Origin of the sequence: Pseudoxanthomonas koreensis (assembly GCF_041890415.1) — a bacterium.
Classification (GTDB): domain Bacteria; phylum Pseudomonadota; class Gammaproteobacteria; order Xanthomonadales; family Xanthomonadaceae; genus Pseudoxanthomonas; species Pseudoxanthomonas koreensis_A.
Window position 1 is genome coordinate 2,678,740 of sequence record NZ_CP169056.1, and the last position, 16,159, is coordinate 2,694,898.

A 16,159-nucleotide genomic window follows, 5' to 3' on the forward strand; every position below is an offset into this window, starting at 1 on the left:
GGACGCACTCACGCCAGCGGCCCCGCGTAGTTCACGCTGAACGGCGCGTGGTCGGAAAAACGGTCGGCGCGATGGATCGAGCACGCACGCAGGCGTTCGCGCAGCGACGGGGTGGCCAACTGGTAGTCGATGCGCCATCCCACGTTGTTGGCGCGCGCCGCGCCGCGGTTGCTCCACCAGGTGTAATCCTGGCCTTGCGGATGCAGCACGCGGTAGGCGTCGGCCCAGCCCTGCGCGGCAGCCGGCTGCGGCGTGCCGTCGCTGCCGTCGTCGGCGCCGATCATGCCGTTGAGCCAGGCGCGCTCCGGCGGCAGGCAGCCGGAGTTCTTCTGGTTGGACCTCCAGTTGCGGATGTCGCGCTCGCTGCGCACGATGTTCCAGTCCCCGCACAGCACGTAGTCGCGCCCGCTGGCCAGCCACTGGTCCAGCAGCGGCCGCAGCCATTCCATGACCTGGAACTTGTAGCCCTGGCGCAGCTCGCCCGACGAGCCGGAGGGGATGTAGAACGACACCACGCTCAGGTTGCCGAAGCGCGCCTCGATGTAGCGCCCCTCTTCATCGAAGTCCGGCCGGCCCAGCGCGGTGCGCACTTCATCCGGTTCACGCCGCGCGTAGATCGCCACGCCGCTGTAGCCCTTTTTCGTGGTCGCATCGCGGAACCACGCCTTGTAGCCGGCAGGCAGGAAGGCCGGCCCGGCCAACTGGTGCTCCTGCGCCTTGGTCTCCTGCACGCACAGCACGTCGGCATCCTGCTGGCCGAACCAGTCGAAGAACCCCTTGCTGGCGGCCGAACGCAGGCCATTGGCGTTGAAGCTGATGATGCGCATGCACACGACACGGAAGCGGGACAGGCCGCTAGCCTAGCGAATCGCGCGCCGCAGGTGCGGGTCGCCGTACCCCGCCGCCTAGCCACACCTTCCCGGCCGCCTTGCGCCACGCCTTGTCCCGCTGCCCTGCGCCACGCCCTGCGCCATCGCCCTGCGCAACGCCGTGGCCCATCTCCCTGCGCAACGCCTGTCCGGTCGCCTTGCGCCATTCCTCGTAGGAGCCGGTCTTGCCGGCGACTGCGGTAGTGGGAACGCCCGCGTGCAGCCAGATGCCACTGGTTCATTCCCCCGCGGTCGCCGGCGCTCTCCACGGACGAATGTCCGGTCTCCCGGCTCCTACAAATGCGTTGCGCCGCCTCCGGCGCGGGAGGGGAGCCGCATTCCGCCGTGAGGCCGGCAAGGTCTGCCCTGCACATGGCCGGGATATGGTTCATGCGTGCCTGCCCGCTTTGCTCCTGCGACACTCCCGGCCGGCTACCCTGGCCAATCGACCAGGGCGGCGTATACCTTTCGGCCTTCGTCGGCACGGCCGTCGTACACCCTTGACCTGTCACGCCGCCTTCCCACGGAGACACGATGCCCCGCCCGCCCCTGTTCGCCTGCCTGGTGTTCGGTAGTGCCATGGCCGGTGCGGTGGTGCTGGCCTGGCACCAGCAGTGGACCGCCGCGCTGCTGGCTGCAGGCGCACCAGGCGTGGGCATGGCCGCCGTGGTGCTGCTGGACATGCTGCTGTCCCCGATGATGGCCGTGCAGCAATCCCTTGCGCAGCGCCCGGGGAGCCGTGGCGGCGCATGGACACTGCGCCTGCTGGCCAGCCTGACCGGACGTGCACTGCTGCTGGCCTACACCGCCGGCATGATCATCGGCATGTTGCGCGTGCCCGGCCCGCCGCGCTGGGTGGCGCTGGGCACCGGGCTGGCCCTGGCCAGTGCGCCGTTCGTGTGGATCAGCGGCGCCATCGACAATGGTTCCCCGCGCATGCAGCGCGCCACTGGCGTGGCCGGCATCGTGCTGGTGGCGCTGATGCTGTGGTGGGGCGCGGGCGGGCCGGCAGCATCCGCGTCCAGCGTCCTCCTGCTCGCGGTGGTGGCCGCCATGCTGCTGGGATGGAACGCGCGCAGCGCGGCCGCCACGCGCCTGGCCGACCTGATGTACCGCCAGGTGCTGTAGGCGCAGGCGCGGCCGGCCGCCATCGCAGCCCGTGAAGGGCGACGGATGTCACGGCGCGCAGGCGCAATGCAGCCGGAAGGTATGCTTGGCCGGTCACCGGCTTTCCCGTACCCCATGTCCGACCACCGCACCCGCTTCCTGCAACTGGCCCTGGAGGCCGACGCCCTGCGCTTCGGCCAGTTCACCCTCAAGTCCGGGCGGGTCTCGCCCTACTTCTTCAACGCCGGGCGCTTTGACAGCGGCGCGTCGCTGGCCGCGCTGGCGGAGTGCTATGCCGACGCGATCGATGCGGCCGGGCTGCAGTTCGACCTGTTGTTCGGCCCGGCTTACAAGGGGATTCCGCTGGCCACTGCGCTGGCCTGCGCGTACGCGCGCCGCGGCCGCGACCTGCCGCTGGCGTTCAACCGCAAGGAGGCCAAGGCACACGGCGAGGGCGGCAGCCTGATCGGCGCGCCGCTGGCCGGGCGCCGGGTGCTGGTGGTGGACGACGTGATCACCGCCGGCACCGCGATCCGCCAGGCGCTGGAGTTCATTGCCGGCGAAGGCGGCACGATGGCCGGGATCGTGGTGGCACTGGACCGGCAGGAGATCGCCGCCGACGGCGACCGCCGCTCGGCCGCGCAGGCGGTGGCGGCGCAGGCCGCCGTGCCGGTGCATGCGGTGGCCGGGCTGGCCGATCTGCTTGCATTCGCCGCCGGAAACGACAAACTGGCCGCATATCATGCCCCACTCCGGGCCTACCGGGACCAGTATGGGTGCGATGCGACGGACTGACTGACAGCAGGGGGCTGCCGTGATGCCGAATCAAATCCGAAGGCTGTTGCCGTGGATGGCCTGCCTGGCCCTGGTGCCGGCACTGGCCAACGCGCAGCAAAAGCCGGCCTCCACCAAGAAGCTGTATTGCTGGGACCAGAACGGCCAGCGCGTATGTGCCGACTCGCTGCCGCCAGAGGCATTGGGCGTGGCCCGCGACGAGATCAGCGTCAACAGCGGCATGCGCACCGGCCAGGTGCAGCGCGCGCTCACCGACGAGGAGCGCGCCGCCCAGGCCGACGACGAGGCCGCGCGCCGCACCGAGAAGCTGGCCGCCGACACCCGCCGCCGCACCGACCAGGCATTGCTGTCCACGTTCCAGACCGAGGACGAGTTGCGCCGGGTGTTCACCGAGCGCACCACCCTGGTGGAGAACAGCATCCAGACCTCGCGCTACAACGTGACCAGCCTGCGCGAGGGCCTGGTGACCCTGCTGCGCACCGCCGGCGAGCGCGAGCTTGGCGGCAAGCCGGTGCCGGACAAGCTGGCCGACGATATCCGCCAGCGGCATGCGCAGTTGCTCTACAACGAGTCGCTGCAGCGCAGTTTCGAACGCCAGCGCGAAACCCTGGACGCGGAGATCGCCGATACCCTCGAGCGCTACCGCGCCCTGAAGGCCGCCGACGCCCAGGGCGGGCGCGGCGCGTAGGAGCCGGTCTTGCCGGCGACCGCCATGGCGGACGCGTCTGCAAGAAACCGGCTGCCATTGATCCGTCCGCCTCCACGGTCGCCGGCGCTCTCCACGGACGAATGTCCGGTCTACCGGCTCCTACAACTCCAGCGGCGCGTCGTCCGGCAGCAGCCCGCGCAACTGCTCGCGGTACAGGTCGCGGATGCGCACCAGCGCGGCCTCGTTGTCGGCCTCGAAGCGCAGCACCAGCACCGGGGTGGTGTTGGACGCGCGCAGCAGGCCCCAGCCGTCGCTCCAGTCCGCGCGCAACCCGTCGATGGTGGTCAGGCGCGCGCCCGCGAACGGTGAGTCCTCTTCCTGCGCGGCGGCGGCGAAGCGGCCCACGATCTCGTGCGGGCTGCCATCCACGGCCACCTTGATCTCCGGGGTGGACACGCCATCGGGCAGTTCGTCCAGCACCTCGGATGGCGTTTCCATGCGCCCGGCCAGGATCTCCAGCAGGCGCGCGGCCGAGTACAGGCCGTCGTCGAAGCCGTACCAGCGCTCCTTGAAGAAGAAGTGGCCGCTCATCTCGCCGGCCAGCTCGGCCTCGGTCTCGCGCATCTTCGACTTGATCAGCGAATGGCCGGTCTTCCACATCAGCGGGCTGCCGCCGTTGCGCAGGATGTAGTCGGACAGCTTGCCGGTGCACTTGACGTCGTAGATCACCATCGCGCCCGGGTTGCGCTGCAGCACGTCGGCTGCAAACAGCATCAGCAGGCGGTCGGGGAAGATGACCTTGCCGTCCCTGGTGACCACGCCCAGGCGGTCGCCGTCGCCGTCGAAGGCCAGGCCCAGGTCGGCGTCGAACTGCTTGACGGTCTGGATCAGGTCTTCAAGGTTGGCCGGCTCGCTCGGGTCCGGATGATGGTTCGGGAAGGTGCCGTCGATCTCGCAGTACAGCGGCACCACCTCCGCGCCGATCGCCTCCAGCAGGCGCGGGGCGATGTCGCCGGCAACGCCGTTGCCGGCATCGGCCACGACCTTCAGCGGCCGCTCCAGCTGCACGTCGTCGGCGATGCGCTGGATGTAATCGTCGGCCACGTCCTGCTGCAGCAGGCTGCCGGGCGCGGCCTCGTGGAGGCGGCCCTCGGCGATGCGCGCGTACAACCCGGTGATCGCATCCCCGGACAGGGTCTCGCCGCCGACCACGATCTTGAAACCGTTGTAGTCCGGCGGATTGTGGCTGCCGGTCACCGCCACCCCGCTGCCGGCGCGCAGGTGGTAGGCGGCGAAGTACACCACCGGCGTGGGCACCATGCCCACGTCGATAACGTTGCGCCCGGCCTTGCGCAGGCCCTCGATCAGGCCGCCGACAAGGTCGGGGCCGGACAGGCGGCCGTCGCGGCCGACCACGATGTCGGTCAGGCCCTGCTCGGCCATCACGCTGCCGATGGCCTGGCCGATGCGTGCGGCCACCTGCGCGGTCAGCTGGGTGCCGACCACGCCGCGGATGTCGTAGGCGCGGAAGATGCCCGGGTCCAGCGCCACGTCGGGCAGCGGTTCCGGTTCGGTGCGGGCGGGGCGGGCGGCGGCCACCGGCGCCGGTGCATCGGCGGCTTCGCGCTCCAGGGTCTGGCCGAACGTCGGCTGCGGCTCGCCCGCCGCCGCCTCGCGGGCCCGGCCCGGGCGCGGCATCCAGCCGCTGGCCACGACCAGGGCCAGCAGCGCAAGCACCGCCAGCACGCCCGCCAGCACCAGACAGCCCATGGCACCAAGCTGGAACGGCGCGGAGCCGGCATCGGGCACGGCCGCGGCAGTGCGCAGGCCGCTCTTGCCCACCTCGCGCGACAGCGCGTCGGCACTGCCCGAAAGCGCGCCCGCACCACGTTCGGAGACGTTGTAGTTGCCCTGGCGCAACGCCAGGTAGCTGCCTTCGGGCACTGCCACCTGGTCCAGCGTGGCGGTGAGCGTGCGCAGCGGCAACCGCGCGTAGGCCACGGCCGCCGCGCCGGACATGCGTGCCGGCGCAGCCACGCCCAGGCGGATGTCCTGCCCGTCGCGGACCACGGCGGCCACCGCGGCATCGGTGCTCAGGGCGCGCTCCAGCAGCGCCAGGCGTGCGTAGCCGAACTCGCCGGCATCGGCATAGGCCGGTGCCAGGTCGGCGCGCCAGAACAGCACCTCTTCCACGTCCGGCCAGGCGCCCCGCAAGACCAGGGCGGCGGTATCCGGATCGCCTTGCTCCAGGGCCGCCTGCACCTGCGGATCCTGCAGCCGCTGCGCCAGGGCGCGCTCCTGCGCGGCCACCGCCGCCGCGGTTGCGGCCACCACCTGGTCACGGGCATCGGCCAGTTGCTGTTCACGTGCATCGGCGCGCCACTGCTGCGCACCGCTCCAGCCGAACCAGCCGGCCAGCAGGATCAAAAGCACCGCCAGCAGCCGTCCGGCGCGCTTGATTTCAGGAGGCGCCTGCCTGCCTGTCTCCATCTTGGTCATGCTCCGTCCTCTCGATTCTCAGCCCAGGCCGGTATGGCCGAACCCGCCGCTGCCACGCTCGCTGGCGGCGAAGGCGTCGACCACCTTGAGGCTGGCACGCACAATCGGTGCCAGCACCAGTTGCGCGATCCGGTCGCCCGGGCGGATGGTGAATGTCTCGCGGCCGCGGTTCCACACACTGATGAGCAACGGGCCCTGGTAGTCGGCATCGATCAGCCCGGTGCCGTTGCCGAGCACGATGCCATGGCGGTGGCCCAGGCCCGAACGCGGCAGCACCAGCGCACACAGGCCCGGGTCGGCAATGTGGATGGCCAGGCCGCTGGGCACCAGCGCCGCGTCGCCCGGGGCCAGCACAAGTTCGGTCTCCAGCGCCGCGCGCAGGTCCATGCCCGCGCTGGATGCGGTGGCGTACTCGGGCAGCGGCCAGTCCGCGCCGAAGCGCGGGTCCAGCAGCTTCACTTCCAGTTCGTGGCTGCGCACCGGTGCGTTCATGCCTGCAGCCGCTCTGCGATCAGCGCGACCAGGCCATCGGCCAGGGCGGTCTTGGGCCCCGCCGCAAACTCGCGCTCGCCGGTACGCCAGTAGGCGGTCATGGCGTTGGTGTCGCTTTCGAAACCGCAGCCGGGCACGCCGACGCGGTTGGCCACGATCAGGTCCAGCCGCTTGGCTGTCAGTTTCTGACGCGCATAGTCAGCCACGTTGTCGGTCTCGGCCGCAAAGCCCACCACCAGCCTGAGGCCGGCATCGGTGCGCTGTGCCACTTCGGCCAGGATGTCGGGGGTGCGCACCAGGTCCAGGGCAAGGGTCTGCCCGGTGCCGGTCTTCTTGATCTTGTTGGGCGAATAGCTGCGCGCGGTGTAATCGGCCACCGCGGCGGCGCCGATGTAGATGTCGGCCGGCAATGCATCGGCCACCGCCTGGCGCATCTGCGCAGCCGAGCGCACATCCACCCGGCGCACGCCCGGCGGCGCCTGCAGTTGCACCGGGCCCGACACCAGCACCACCTGCGCGCCCTGGCGCGCGGCGGCGGCGGCCACGGCAAACCCCATCTTGCCGCTGCTGCGGTTGCCCAGGTAGCGCACCGGGTCCAGGTCCTCGTAGGTGGGGCCGGCGCTGATCACCACCTTCAGCCCCTGCAGCAGGCCGCTGCCGGCGCCGGTGGCGGCCAGCGCGGCGACGATCGCGTCCGGTTCGCTCAGCCGGCCCGGACCGGACTCGTTCTCGGCCAACGGGCCGTCCTCGGGGCCGATCACCTGCACCCCGCGTGCGCGCAACACCGCCACGTTGGCCTCGGTGGCCGGGTGCCGCCACATGCGGTGGTTCATCGCCGGGGCCACCGCCAGCGGCGCCTCGGAGGCCAGGCACAGGGTGGTGACCAGGTCATCGGCCAGGCCGTGGGCCAGCCGTGCCAGCAGGTCGGCGGTGGCCGGGGCCACCACGACCCGGTCGGCCCAGCGGGCCAGCTCCAGGTGGCCCATGGCCTGCTCGGCGGCACCGTCCCACAGCGTGGTCCGGGTCGGATGCGCGGACAGGGCCTGGAAGCTGAGCGGGGTGACGAACTGCTGGGCACCGGCAGTCATGGCGACCTGCACCGTGGCGCCGGCGTCGCGCAGCCGCCGCACCAGCTCCAATGACTTGTAGGCGGCAATGCCCCCGCCCACGCACAACAGGATCCGCTGTCCCGCCAGTGCGGCGGTGGCCGAGGAACTCACGTGGAGAACTTCCTACCCGGGATTGGCCGCCAAGCTTACTCCAAGCGCCGCGCAGCTCCGATTTCCGGGTGGCCGGGCCACCGGCGGCGGTCGATCCGGGAACGCAATCACCGGTCGCCGCATCCAATGGCCAAACACGACCACGATGGAACGACGCGGGCCGCGCATGCCCGGCCTGCGGCGCTCCCATCGCCCACCCTCCGAACCGCAAGGGGACCGCCATGCTCCACTACGCCATTACCGCATTCGCAATCGCCGCCCTGGGCGGGTTCTACCTTGCCGCGCATGTCCTGCGCGGCAGGCTGGCTCCCTGGGCCGTCTCGCTGCTGCACGCCGGTCTCGGCGCGCTGGGACTGGCCCTGCTGATCGTGCTGCTGGTCCAGGGCCAGGCCACGCAGGCCGTGCTTGTCGGCTTCGGCTTGCTGCTGGTTGCCGCGCTGGGCGGGTTCGTCCTGGCCTCGTTCCACCTGCGCAAGCGGTTGCCGCCCAAGGCGGTGGTCGTGGTCCATGCCGGCGCGGCGGTGATCGGGTTCCTGACCGTCCTGTCACAGGTGGTGTGAGGTCATGCGCCACCCCCTGCATCCGGCACTGGTGCATTTCCCGGTGGCCTGCTGGTCACTGGCGGTCGCCGCCGACGTGGCCAGCCTGTGGCTGGGCCAGGCGGCCTGGCAATGGTCCGCCGGGCTGCTCGCCGTGGGTGGCGCGATGGCCCTGGTGGCCATGCTGGCAGGCATGGCCGAGTTGCCGCGCATCCCCGAGGGCGCGCCGATGCGCGATGCATGGGTGCACATGAGCGCCATGCTGGCCGCCTTCTGCCTGTTCACGGCGCGCTTGCTGCTGCGGCTCGACCAGTTGCAGCCGCTTGCGCCCGACCCACTCGCGCTGGCGCTCGATGGCGGCGGGTTCATTGCCCTGGTCATCGGTGGCTGGTTCGGCGGCAGGCTGGTGTATGGCCATGGCATCGGGCAGGACCGACGCGCATGAAGCGCCGATGGCAACATCCCGCGCAACGGCCGCGATCTGCGACATTGCATGAGCCATGCGGGCCGGGCCGGTGCCTGGGCCTGTGCAATGCCCGCGGACTTTCCCGATCCACTGGAGGAATTGCCGATGCATCGCGCCCGCGATGAGGGAACGCCCCGGTACACCAATGCCACCGATGCCGACCTGGCAGGCCGCGCAGTGCAGGGCGATGGTGCCGCGTTCGAGGCGATCATGCGGCGCCACAACCAGCTCCTGTTCCGGACCGCGCGCGGCATCGTGCACAGCGACGCCCAGGCTGAAGACGTTGCACAGGAGGCCTGGCTGCGGGCCTGGCGAAACCTTGCCGGCTTCCGCGCCGAGAGCAGGCTGTCCACCTGGCTGGTCCGGATCGTCGTCAACGAAGCATTGGGCCGCATGCGCCGGAAGGGCGCGCAGATCATTCCACTGGAGGCAGCCATGGTGTCGCCCGGCAATGACACGCCGCCGGCGTTTACCGACGCAGCAGACCGCGGGCCGGCCCAGTCGGCCGAGCGCGCGCAGGTCAGGGCCCTCCTCGAAGCCCGCATCGCCCTGCTGCCCGGCACGTTCCGCAGCGTGTTCATGCTGCGTGCGGTCGAGGAAATGAGCGTGGACGAGGTCGCCGACATCCTCGACATCCCCGCAAGCACGGTGCGCACGCGGTATTTCCGCGCCCGCGCGCTGTTGCGCGAGAGCCTGGAGAAGGAGATCGATACGGCGATGGGCGATGTCTTCAGTTTCGCCGGCCAACGCTGCGACCGCATCGTGGCCAGGGTCATGGCCTGCGCGCGGGCAGAAGGCCTGTGCACGACTGACTGAGCGTCCCGCAGCGACGGCTCCGGCCACGACGCAATCAGGCCGGGCGCCCTCTGGCGTGGGGAACTTCCTACCCGGCCGTGGCCTGACGGCCTACTCCGGGCACCGTGATCCTCCGGTTCCAGCGCGGTGCACGGCACCGCATTCTTGGCCCATGCGCATCCGCGACTGGCCCAGCACCGAACGTCCACGCGAAAAGCTGCTGGCCCATGGTGCCGGCGCCCTGTCCGATGCCGAACTGCTGGCGATCTTCCTGGGCTCGGGCACCCGCGGCCGCGACGCGGTCGGCACCGCGCGCGACCTGCTCGCCGGCCACGGCCCGTTGCGCGGCCTGCTGGACCGCCACCCGGCCGAGCTGGCGCGCCTGCCCGGGCTGGGTCCGGCCCGTGCCTGCCTGCTGGCGGCCGCGCTGGAACTTGGCAACCGCCACCTGGCCGCCGCACTGGAGCGCGGCGACGCGCTGACCGACCCGGCCGCCGCCGGGCGCTATTTCGCCCGCCGCCTGCGGGTGCACGCCCATGAAGTGTTCGCCGCGCTGTTCCTGGACACCCGGCACCGGGCGCTGGCGTTTGAGGAAATGTTCCGCGGCACCATCGACGGTGCCGAGGTGCATCCCCGCGAGGTGGTACGCCGGGCGCTGGCCCACAACGCGGCGGCGGTGATCGTCGGCCACAACCATCCGTCCGGCTGCAGCCAGCCATCGGCGGCCGACCGCGCCGTCACCCAGCGGCTCAAGCAGGCGCTGGCACTGGTGGAGGTGCGCCTGCTGGACCACTTCGTCATCGGCGATGGGGAGCCGGTGTCGCTGGCCGCACGCGGCATGGTGTGACCGTCGCGCACGGCCGCCGGCCGGGGCCTGCGGGGGCTGGCCGGCGGCCACCGCGGCGGACCGGGTAAAATGCCGGCCTCACCGCACGAACCCACCCTCCGCGTGAACACCCTCCTCAACGCCCTGGTTGCCCAGGGTATCGACGCCCTGCGCGCCGCCGGCACCCTGCCAGCCGATGCAGCCACCCCCGACTTCGTCATCGAGCGGCCCAAGACCCGCGAGCATGGCGATTTCGCCACCAATGCGGCGATGCTGCTGGCCAAGGCCGCACGCACCAACCCGCGTGCGCTGGCGCAGGCCCTGGTGGCCGCGCTGCCGGCCAGCGAGGACGTGGCCCGGGTCGAGATCGCAGGACCCGGCTTCATCAACTTCCATCTGGCCCCGGGTGCATGGCAGCGCGAGGTGGCCGCGGCCCTGCGCCACGGCCACGCCTACGGACGCAACAGCACCGGCGCCGGCCGCACCGCCGGGGTGGAGTACGTCTCGGCCAACCCAACCGGCCCGCTGCACGTGGGCCATGGCCGCGCCGCGGCGATCGGCGACTGCATCGGGCGGGTGCTCGATGCCAATGGCTGGGCCGTCAAGCGCGAGTTCTACTACAACGACGCCGGAGTGCAGATCGACAACCTGGCCCGCTCCACCCAGGCGCGCGCGCGCGGGCTCAAGCCCGGCGACGACGGCTGGCCGGCCGACGCATACAACGGCGAGTACATCGCCGACGTTGCCGCCGCCTACCTGGCCGGCGAGGCGGTGCAGGTCGATGGCCTGGACCTGGCCGGCGCGCGCGACCCGGACGACCTGGACGCCATCCGCCGTTTCGCCGTGGCCTGGTTGCGCAACGAGCAGAACCACGACCTGGCCGCGTTCGGCGTGGACTTCGACATCTACTTCCTGGAAAGCTCGCTGTACGCCGACGGCAAGGTCGAGCAGACCGTGCGCGACCTCACCGCCAACGGCCACACCTACGAGGAAGGCGGCGCGCTGTGGCTGCGCACCACCACCTTCGGTGACGACAAGGACCGGGTGATGCGCAAGTCCGACGGCACCTACACCTACTTCGTGCCGGACGTGGCCTACCACCTGAGCAAGTGGCAACGCGGCTACGAGCGCGCAATCACCGAGCTGGGCGCCGACCACCACGGTTCCCTGGCCCGCGTGCGCGCCGGCCTGCAGGCGCTGGACGTGGGCATCCCGAAGGGCTGGCCCGAATACGTGCTGCACCAGATGGTCACGGTGATGCGTGGTGGCGAGGAAGTGAAGCTGTCCAAGCGCGCCGGCTCCTACCTGACCCTGCGCGAGCTGATCGAGGAAGCAGGGCGCGACGCGACCCGCTGGTTCCTGATCGCGCGCAAGCCCGATTCGCAACTGGTGTTCGACATCGACCTGGCGCGCCAGCAGAGCAACGACAACCCGGTGTTCTACGTGCAGTACGCGCATGCCCGCGTGGCCAGCCTGCTGCGCCAGGCCGACGAGAAGGGGCTGGCCCACGACCCGGCCAACGCCCTGGCCAGGCTGGAGCGCCTGGACGATGCCGGCTCACTGGCGCTGATGGTGGAGCTGTCACGCTGGCCGGAAGTGGTCCAGGCGGCCGGCCAGTCGCTGGAGCCGCACCTGGTTGCCCAGTACCTGCGCGAACTGGCCTATGCTTTCCACACGTGGTACGGCAACACACCGGTACTGGTGGACGAGGCGGACCTGCGCGACGCACGCCTGGGCCTGTCCCTGGCGGTGCGCCAGGTGCTGGCCAATGGCCTGGACCTGCTCGGCGTGAGCGCGCCGGAGCGGATGTGACCGGCCCGGCAAGACGGAGACAGTAGCAATGGCGGCAAGACGTGGCAGGAACCAGGCCCGGCGCACCAGTGGCAGTGGCCGCAGCGCCGGCCGGCCTGCATGGATCTGGCTGGTGGCCGGGCTGGCCATCGGCGCGGTGGCGTTCCTGGCGGTGCCGGGATGGTTCAAGGGCGAGGGCGATGGTTTCGCCCGCTTCGGTCCGCGTGCCAATCCGGACGCGCAGCCGGCGCCGATCGCCGATGGCGAGGCGATCGCCGATACCCCGGCGCCGGCAGGCCCGGCCACCACGCCGGCGCCACAGTACGATTTCTACACCGTGCTGCCCGGCAACGAGGTGCGCATGTCCGATGCCGAGCTGGCCGCCAGCGCGCGCGAGGAACAGGCGCGCCGCGAGCAGGCCGAAGCGCGGCGCGCGCGCGATGCGCTCGAAGGCCGCCTCCCGGCCCCGGTCAGCGAGGCACCCGCCGCCGCGAACAGCGCACCGGCTGCAACGCCCTCCGATCCGTCGGCATCGGCGCCGGCATCGGCGCCACCGGCAACCGGGGACACTGCGGCCGACACCGCCCGTTACATCCTCCAGGCCGGCGCCTTCGGTGCGCCAGGTGACGCGGAAGAAGTGAAGGCACGGATCGCCATGCTCGGCCTCAGTGCGCGGGTCGAGCCCGGACAGGCCGGCGGCCGCACCGTGTACCGGGTGCGCGTGGGGCCCTACGCCAGCGCCAGCGAACTGGCCGAAGCCAAGAACAAGCTCGCCAGCGGCGGCTTGCCGGCGATGGCGATCAAGGCGCAGTAGTTCCGCCTTGGCGAAACTACCCCAAGGTTTGCCGTGCAAACCTCGGGTCCCGTGCCCGTTGCATCCACAACTCCGCGCCTGCCGGCGCGCCCCCTTGACTCAAGGGGGCTGTTCCTCCGTTCCGTGTCTCCGGCGGACCATGGTTGGGCGATGGTGCGAGAATCGGCGGGCTTCCCGCACAAGGAATCGGCCATGTCCAAGACCGCCTTCATCACCGGCGCCACCTCCGGCTTCGGCCTGGCGGCCACGCACCGCTTCGTCGCCGCCGGCTGGAAGGTGGTGGCTGCCGGCCGCCGCGCCGCGCGCCTGCAGGCACTGGTCGACGAACTCGGCGCCGGCAACGTCCACGCCGCCTGCTTCGATGTGCGCGACAGCGCGGCGATGGACGCGGCCCTGGCCGCGCTGCCGGCCGGTTTCGCGGACATCGACCTGCTGGTCAACAACGCCGGCCTGGCCTTGGGCACCGCGCCGGCGCAGGACGCCAGCCTGGACGACTGGCGCACGATGATCGACACCAACATCACCGCCCTGGTGACACTGACCCACCGCCTGCTGCCGACCCTGATCGCGCGCAAGGGCGTGGTGATCAACGTCAGCTCGGTGGCGGGCGTGCATCCTTATCCGGGTGGCAACGTGTATGGCGGCACCAAGGCCTTCGTCAGCCAGTTCTCGCTGAACCTGCGCTCGGACCTGCACGGCACCGGCGTGCGGGTGACCACCATCGAGCCGGGCATGGCCCAGACCGAGTTCACCCTGGTGCGCACCCACGGCAACCAGGCCGCCTCCGATGCGCTGTACCGCGACGCGGCGCCGATCACCGCCGAGGACATCGCCGAGCAGATCCTCTACGTGGCGACCCTGCCGCCGCACCTGAACATCAACCGGCTCGAGGTCATGCCGGTGAGCCAGAGCTTCGCCGGATTCCAGGTCCACCGCAGCTGACCCGCCCCCGCAGGAGCCGGTCTGCCCGGCGACCGCCATCGGTTGCATCACCTGACCCACCGCCCACCGGCAGGCAGACCTGGCTGCGGTCGCCGGCAAGGCCGGCTCCTACGAAGAGGGCCAGGCGACCGGTGTGCGCTGCTGCGGTCGCCGGCAAGGCCGGCTCCTACGAAGGGGCCAGGCGACCGGTGTGCGCTGCTGCGGTCGCCGGCAAGGCCGGCTCCTACGAAGGGGCCAGGCGACCGGTGTGCGCTGCTGCGGTCGCCGGCAAGGCCGGCTCCTACGAAGGGGGCCAGGCGACCGGTGTGCGCCGCGTTTGTAGGAGCCGGTCTCGCCGGCGACCGCCAGGTGGAAAACCGCCGGCCGGCGATCCGCCAGCCATGAGGGCCGCCGGCGGATTTCCCGCCCAGGACGGTCCTCAGCCCGCCGGAGGGTCGGACAGATAGGTGTAACCGGTCAGCCCGGCTTCCAGTGCGGCGGCCATCGAGCTGGCTTCGGCCTGGTCAAGGCCGGCATCGGCCACGCGCCGGGCATAGATCTGGCGCAGGTCGTCCAGGCGGTAGCCAACGTAATCCAGCATCACGTCGGTGGTATCGCCACGGCGCTGCTGCGCCAGCTCGTAGCCGTCGGCGGTGAGCCACACCTCCACCGCATCGGTATCGCCGAACAGGTTGTGGATGTCGCCCAGGATTTCCTGGTAGGCGCCGACCAGGAAGAACGCAAGCCGGTAGCGGTCCCCGTGCACCGGATGCAGCGGCAACGAGGTGTCCAGGCCGCCGTTCTCGACGTAGGTCTTGACCGTGCCATCCGAGTCGCAGGTCATGTCGGCGATCACCCCGCGCCGGGTGGGCGGTTCGTCCAGGCGCTCGATCGGCACGATCGGGAACACCTGGTTGATCGCCCACGCATCGGGGATCGACTCGAACACGCTGAAGTTGACGAAATACTTGTCCACCAGGCGGTCGTCCAGCTCGTCCAGGACCGCGCGATGGCTGCGCTCGCCGCGGTCCAGGCGCGCCCGCACGCCATGGGCCAATGCGTAGAACAGGTCGTCCACGCGCGCGCGCTGGGGCAGCTCGATCTGGCCCAGGGCATAGGCGGCCAGGCCTTCGGCATGGAAGTGCTGGGCCTCGTGGTAGAGCTCCAGCGCCGGGCGCCGGTCCAGGTCGCCGTGCAGGTCGCGCAGGTGGCGGATGGCCGCCGGCTCGTCGTCGTGGGCGTCGGGCACGCGCCCTTCCGGCGCCTCCTCCACTTCGATGGTGTTGGCCACCAGCACCGCGTGGTGGGCGGTCATCGCGCGGCCGCACTCGGTGACGATGCGCGGCTGCGGCAGCCCCATCTGCGCGCACACCTCGGCCAGCGGCTGCACGATGTTGGACGCGTACTGGTTGAGGCCATAGTTGATCGAGCCCTCGCTGCGCGAGCGCGTGCCTTCGTAGTCCACGCCCAGGCCGCCGCCCACGTCCATGTAGCGGATCGATGCGCCCAGCCGTGACAGCTCGCCGAAATAGCGCACCGCCTCGCGCATGCCGTTGGCGATGTCGCGCACGTTGGAGATCTGCGAACCCATGTGGAAATGCAGCAGCTGCAGGCAGTCGGCATCGCCGCCGTCGCGCAGGGTCTTCCACAGGTCCAGCAACTGGCGCGGCGAAAGGCCGAACTTGGCCTTGTCGCCACCACTGTTCTGCCACTTGCCCGAACCCAGCGAGGCCAGGCGCATGCGCACGCCCAGGCCGGGCCGCACGCCGAGCGCGGCCGCCTCTTCCATCACCAGGGCCAGCTCGGAGGGCTTCTCGATGACGATGAACGTCTCCAGCCCCAGCTTGCGGCCGATCAGTGCCAGGCGGATGTACTCGCGATCCTTGTAGCCGTTGCACACGATCAGCCCGCCCGGGCGCGACAGTGCCAGCACCGCCATCAGTTCCGGCTTGCTGCCCGCCTCCAGGCCGAAGCCCGCGCCGTGGTGCGAGGCCAGGGTGCCGGCCACGCTGCGGTGCTGGTTGACCTTGATCGGATATACCGCGGTGTACCCGCCGGCGTAGTCCCATTCGTCCATCGCCTGGGCGAAGGCGTCCTGCAACTGCTTGAGGCGGTCGCCCAGCACGTCGGGGAAGCGCAACAGCAGCGGCAGGCGCATGCCCTGCGCGCGCGCGGCCTCCACCAGTTCGGGCAGCGGCAGCGAGGGACCGCCGGCGCCGCGCGGCAGCACCTGCATGCAGCCGTCGGCCACGTCGAAATAGCCGCCAGACCAGTGGGGAATGGACCAGGTCTTGCGGGCGTGGTCAGCGGACCAGTCGCTCATCTGCATGGGGCTCGGGCTGCGCAATGGTGGCGCATTCTACCGCTGCAACCGCG

15 protein-coding genes are annotated in these 16,159 nt (G+C 71.0%); 10 read left to right on the top strand and 5 right to left on the bottom strand.

From position 1 onward, the window contains the following. Positions 1 to 8: 8 nt before the first annotated feature. On the bottom strand, positions 9 to 827 hold the full coding sequence (locus ACEJ41_RS12220; protein WP_374012535.1) for an exodeoxyribonuclease III: 819 nt from the start codon (positions 825 to 827) through the stop codon (positions 9 to 11). Between the two features lie 576 nt (positions 828 to 1,403). Between ACEJ41_RS12220 and ACEJ41_RS12225 the strand changes: the two genes are divergently transcribed. From ACEJ41_RS12225 to ACEJ41_RS12235, 3 genes are all read left to right on the top strand, one after another. Further along, the gene (locus tag ACEJ41_RS12225) at positions 1,404 to 1,997 is read left to right on the top strand and encodes a hypothetical protein (RefSeq protein ID WP_374012536.1); all 594 of its coding nucleotides are present in this window, start codon (positions 1,404 to 1,406) and stop codon (positions 1,995 to 1,997) included. A 114-nt stretch (positions 1,998 to 2,111) separates the two neighbouring features. After that, a complete protein-coding gene (gene pyrE / locus ACEJ41_RS12230; protein WP_374012537.1) occupies positions 2,112 to 2,771 on the top strand; it encodes an orotate phosphoribosyltransferase in 660 nt (219 codons plus the stop codon). Positions 2,772 to 2,793: 22 nt separating this feature from the next. After that, a complete protein-coding gene (locus ACEJ41_RS12235; RefSeq protein ID WP_374012538.1) occupies positions 2,794 to 3,459 on the top strand; it encodes a hypothetical protein in 666 nt (221 codons plus the stop codon). A gap of 120 nt (positions 3,460 to 3,579) precedes the next feature. On the opposite strand, the gene ACEJ41_RS12240 is transcribed toward ACEJ41_RS12235, so the two are convergent. The 3 genes from ACEJ41_RS12240 to coaBC are packed head-to-tail and all read right to left on the bottom strand — an operon-like array spanning position 3,580 to position 7,631. Further along, a complete protein-coding gene (locus ACEJ41_RS12240) occupies positions 3,580 to 5,919 on the bottom strand; it encodes a phosphomannomutase/phosphoglucomutase (RefSeq protein WP_374012539.1) in 2,340 nt (779 codons plus the stop codon). Between the two features lie 18 nt (positions 5,920 to 5,937). After that, complete coding sequence (dut, locus tag ACEJ41_RS12245) at positions 5,938 to 6,411, bottom strand: dUTP diphosphatase (RefSeq protein WP_374012540.1); 474 nt, start codon at positions 6,409 to 6,411, stop codon at positions 5,938 to 5,940. After that, a complete protein-coding gene (gene coaBC / locus ACEJ41_RS12250) occupies positions 6,408 to 7,631 on the bottom strand; it encodes a bifunctional phosphopantothenoylcysteine decarboxylase/phosphopantothenate--cysteine ligase CoaBC (protein ID WP_374012541.1) in 1,224 nt (407 codons plus the stop codon). The genes dut and coaBC overlap by 4 nt, the downstream gene beginning before the upstream one ends. Positions 7,632 to 7,852: 221 nt before the next feature. Here coaBC and ACEJ41_RS12255 point away from each other — a divergent pair, with 221 nt between their 5' ends. From ACEJ41_RS12255 to ACEJ41_RS12285, 7 genes are all read left to right on the top strand, one after another. Continuing rightward, positions 7,853 to 8,191, top strand: a complete 339-nt coding sequence (locus tag ACEJ41_RS12255) for a hypothetical protein (RefSeq protein WP_374012542.1) — start codon at positions 7,853 to 7,855, stop codon at positions 8,189 to 8,191. Positions 8,192 to 8,195: 4 nt separating this feature from the next. After that, positions 8,196 to 8,615 carry a DUF2231 domain-containing protein gene (locus ACEJ41_RS12260; RefSeq protein ID WP_374012543.1) on the top strand — a complete coding sequence of 140 codons (420 nt, stop codon included), beginning with the start codon at positions 8,196 to 8,198 and terminating at the stop codon, positions 8,613 to 8,615. 126 nt (positions 8,616 to 8,741) lie between these two features. Next, complete coding sequence (locus ACEJ41_RS12265) at positions 8,742 to 9,452, top strand: RNA polymerase sigma factor (RefSeq protein ID WP_374012544.1); 711 nt, start codon at positions 8,742 to 8,744, stop codon at positions 9,450 to 9,452. Positions 9,453 to 9,603: 151 nt separating this feature from the next. Next, complete coding sequence (gene radC / locus ACEJ41_RS12270) at positions 9,604 to 10,278, top strand: DNA repair protein RadC (RefSeq protein WP_374012545.1); 675 nt, start codon at positions 9,604 to 9,606, stop codon at positions 10,276 to 10,278. A 102-nt stretch (positions 10,279 to 10,380) separates the two neighbouring features. Beyond that, positions 10,381 to 12,069, top strand: coding sequence for an arginine--tRNA ligase (argS, locus tag ACEJ41_RS12275; protein WP_374012546.1), 1,689 nt, complete (start codon positions 10,381 to 10,383; stop codon positions 12,067 to 12,069). Positions 12,070 to 12,097: 28 nt separating this feature from the next. Next, positions 12,098 to 12,862, top strand: coding sequence for an SPOR domain-containing protein (locus ACEJ41_RS12280; RefSeq protein WP_374012547.1), 765 nt, complete (start codon positions 12,098 to 12,100; stop codon positions 12,860 to 12,862). Positions 12,863 to 13,054: 192 nt separating this feature from the next. Beyond that, the gene (locus ACEJ41_RS12285) at positions 13,055 to 13,804 is read left to right on the top strand and encodes an SDR family NAD(P)-dependent oxidoreductase (protein WP_374012548.1); all 750 of its coding nucleotides are present in this window, start codon (positions 13,055 to 13,057) and stop codon (positions 13,802 to 13,804) included. A gap of 418 nt (positions 13,805 to 14,222) precedes the next feature. Here the strand turns inward: ACEJ41_RS12285 and speA are convergent, their stop codons facing one another. After that, entirely contained in the window at positions 14,223 to 16,106 is a 1,884-nt protein-coding gene (speA, locus tag ACEJ41_RS12290; protein ID WP_374012549.1) for an arginine decarboxylase, read from the bottom strand. Positions 16,107 to 16,159: the final 53 nt, after the last annotated feature.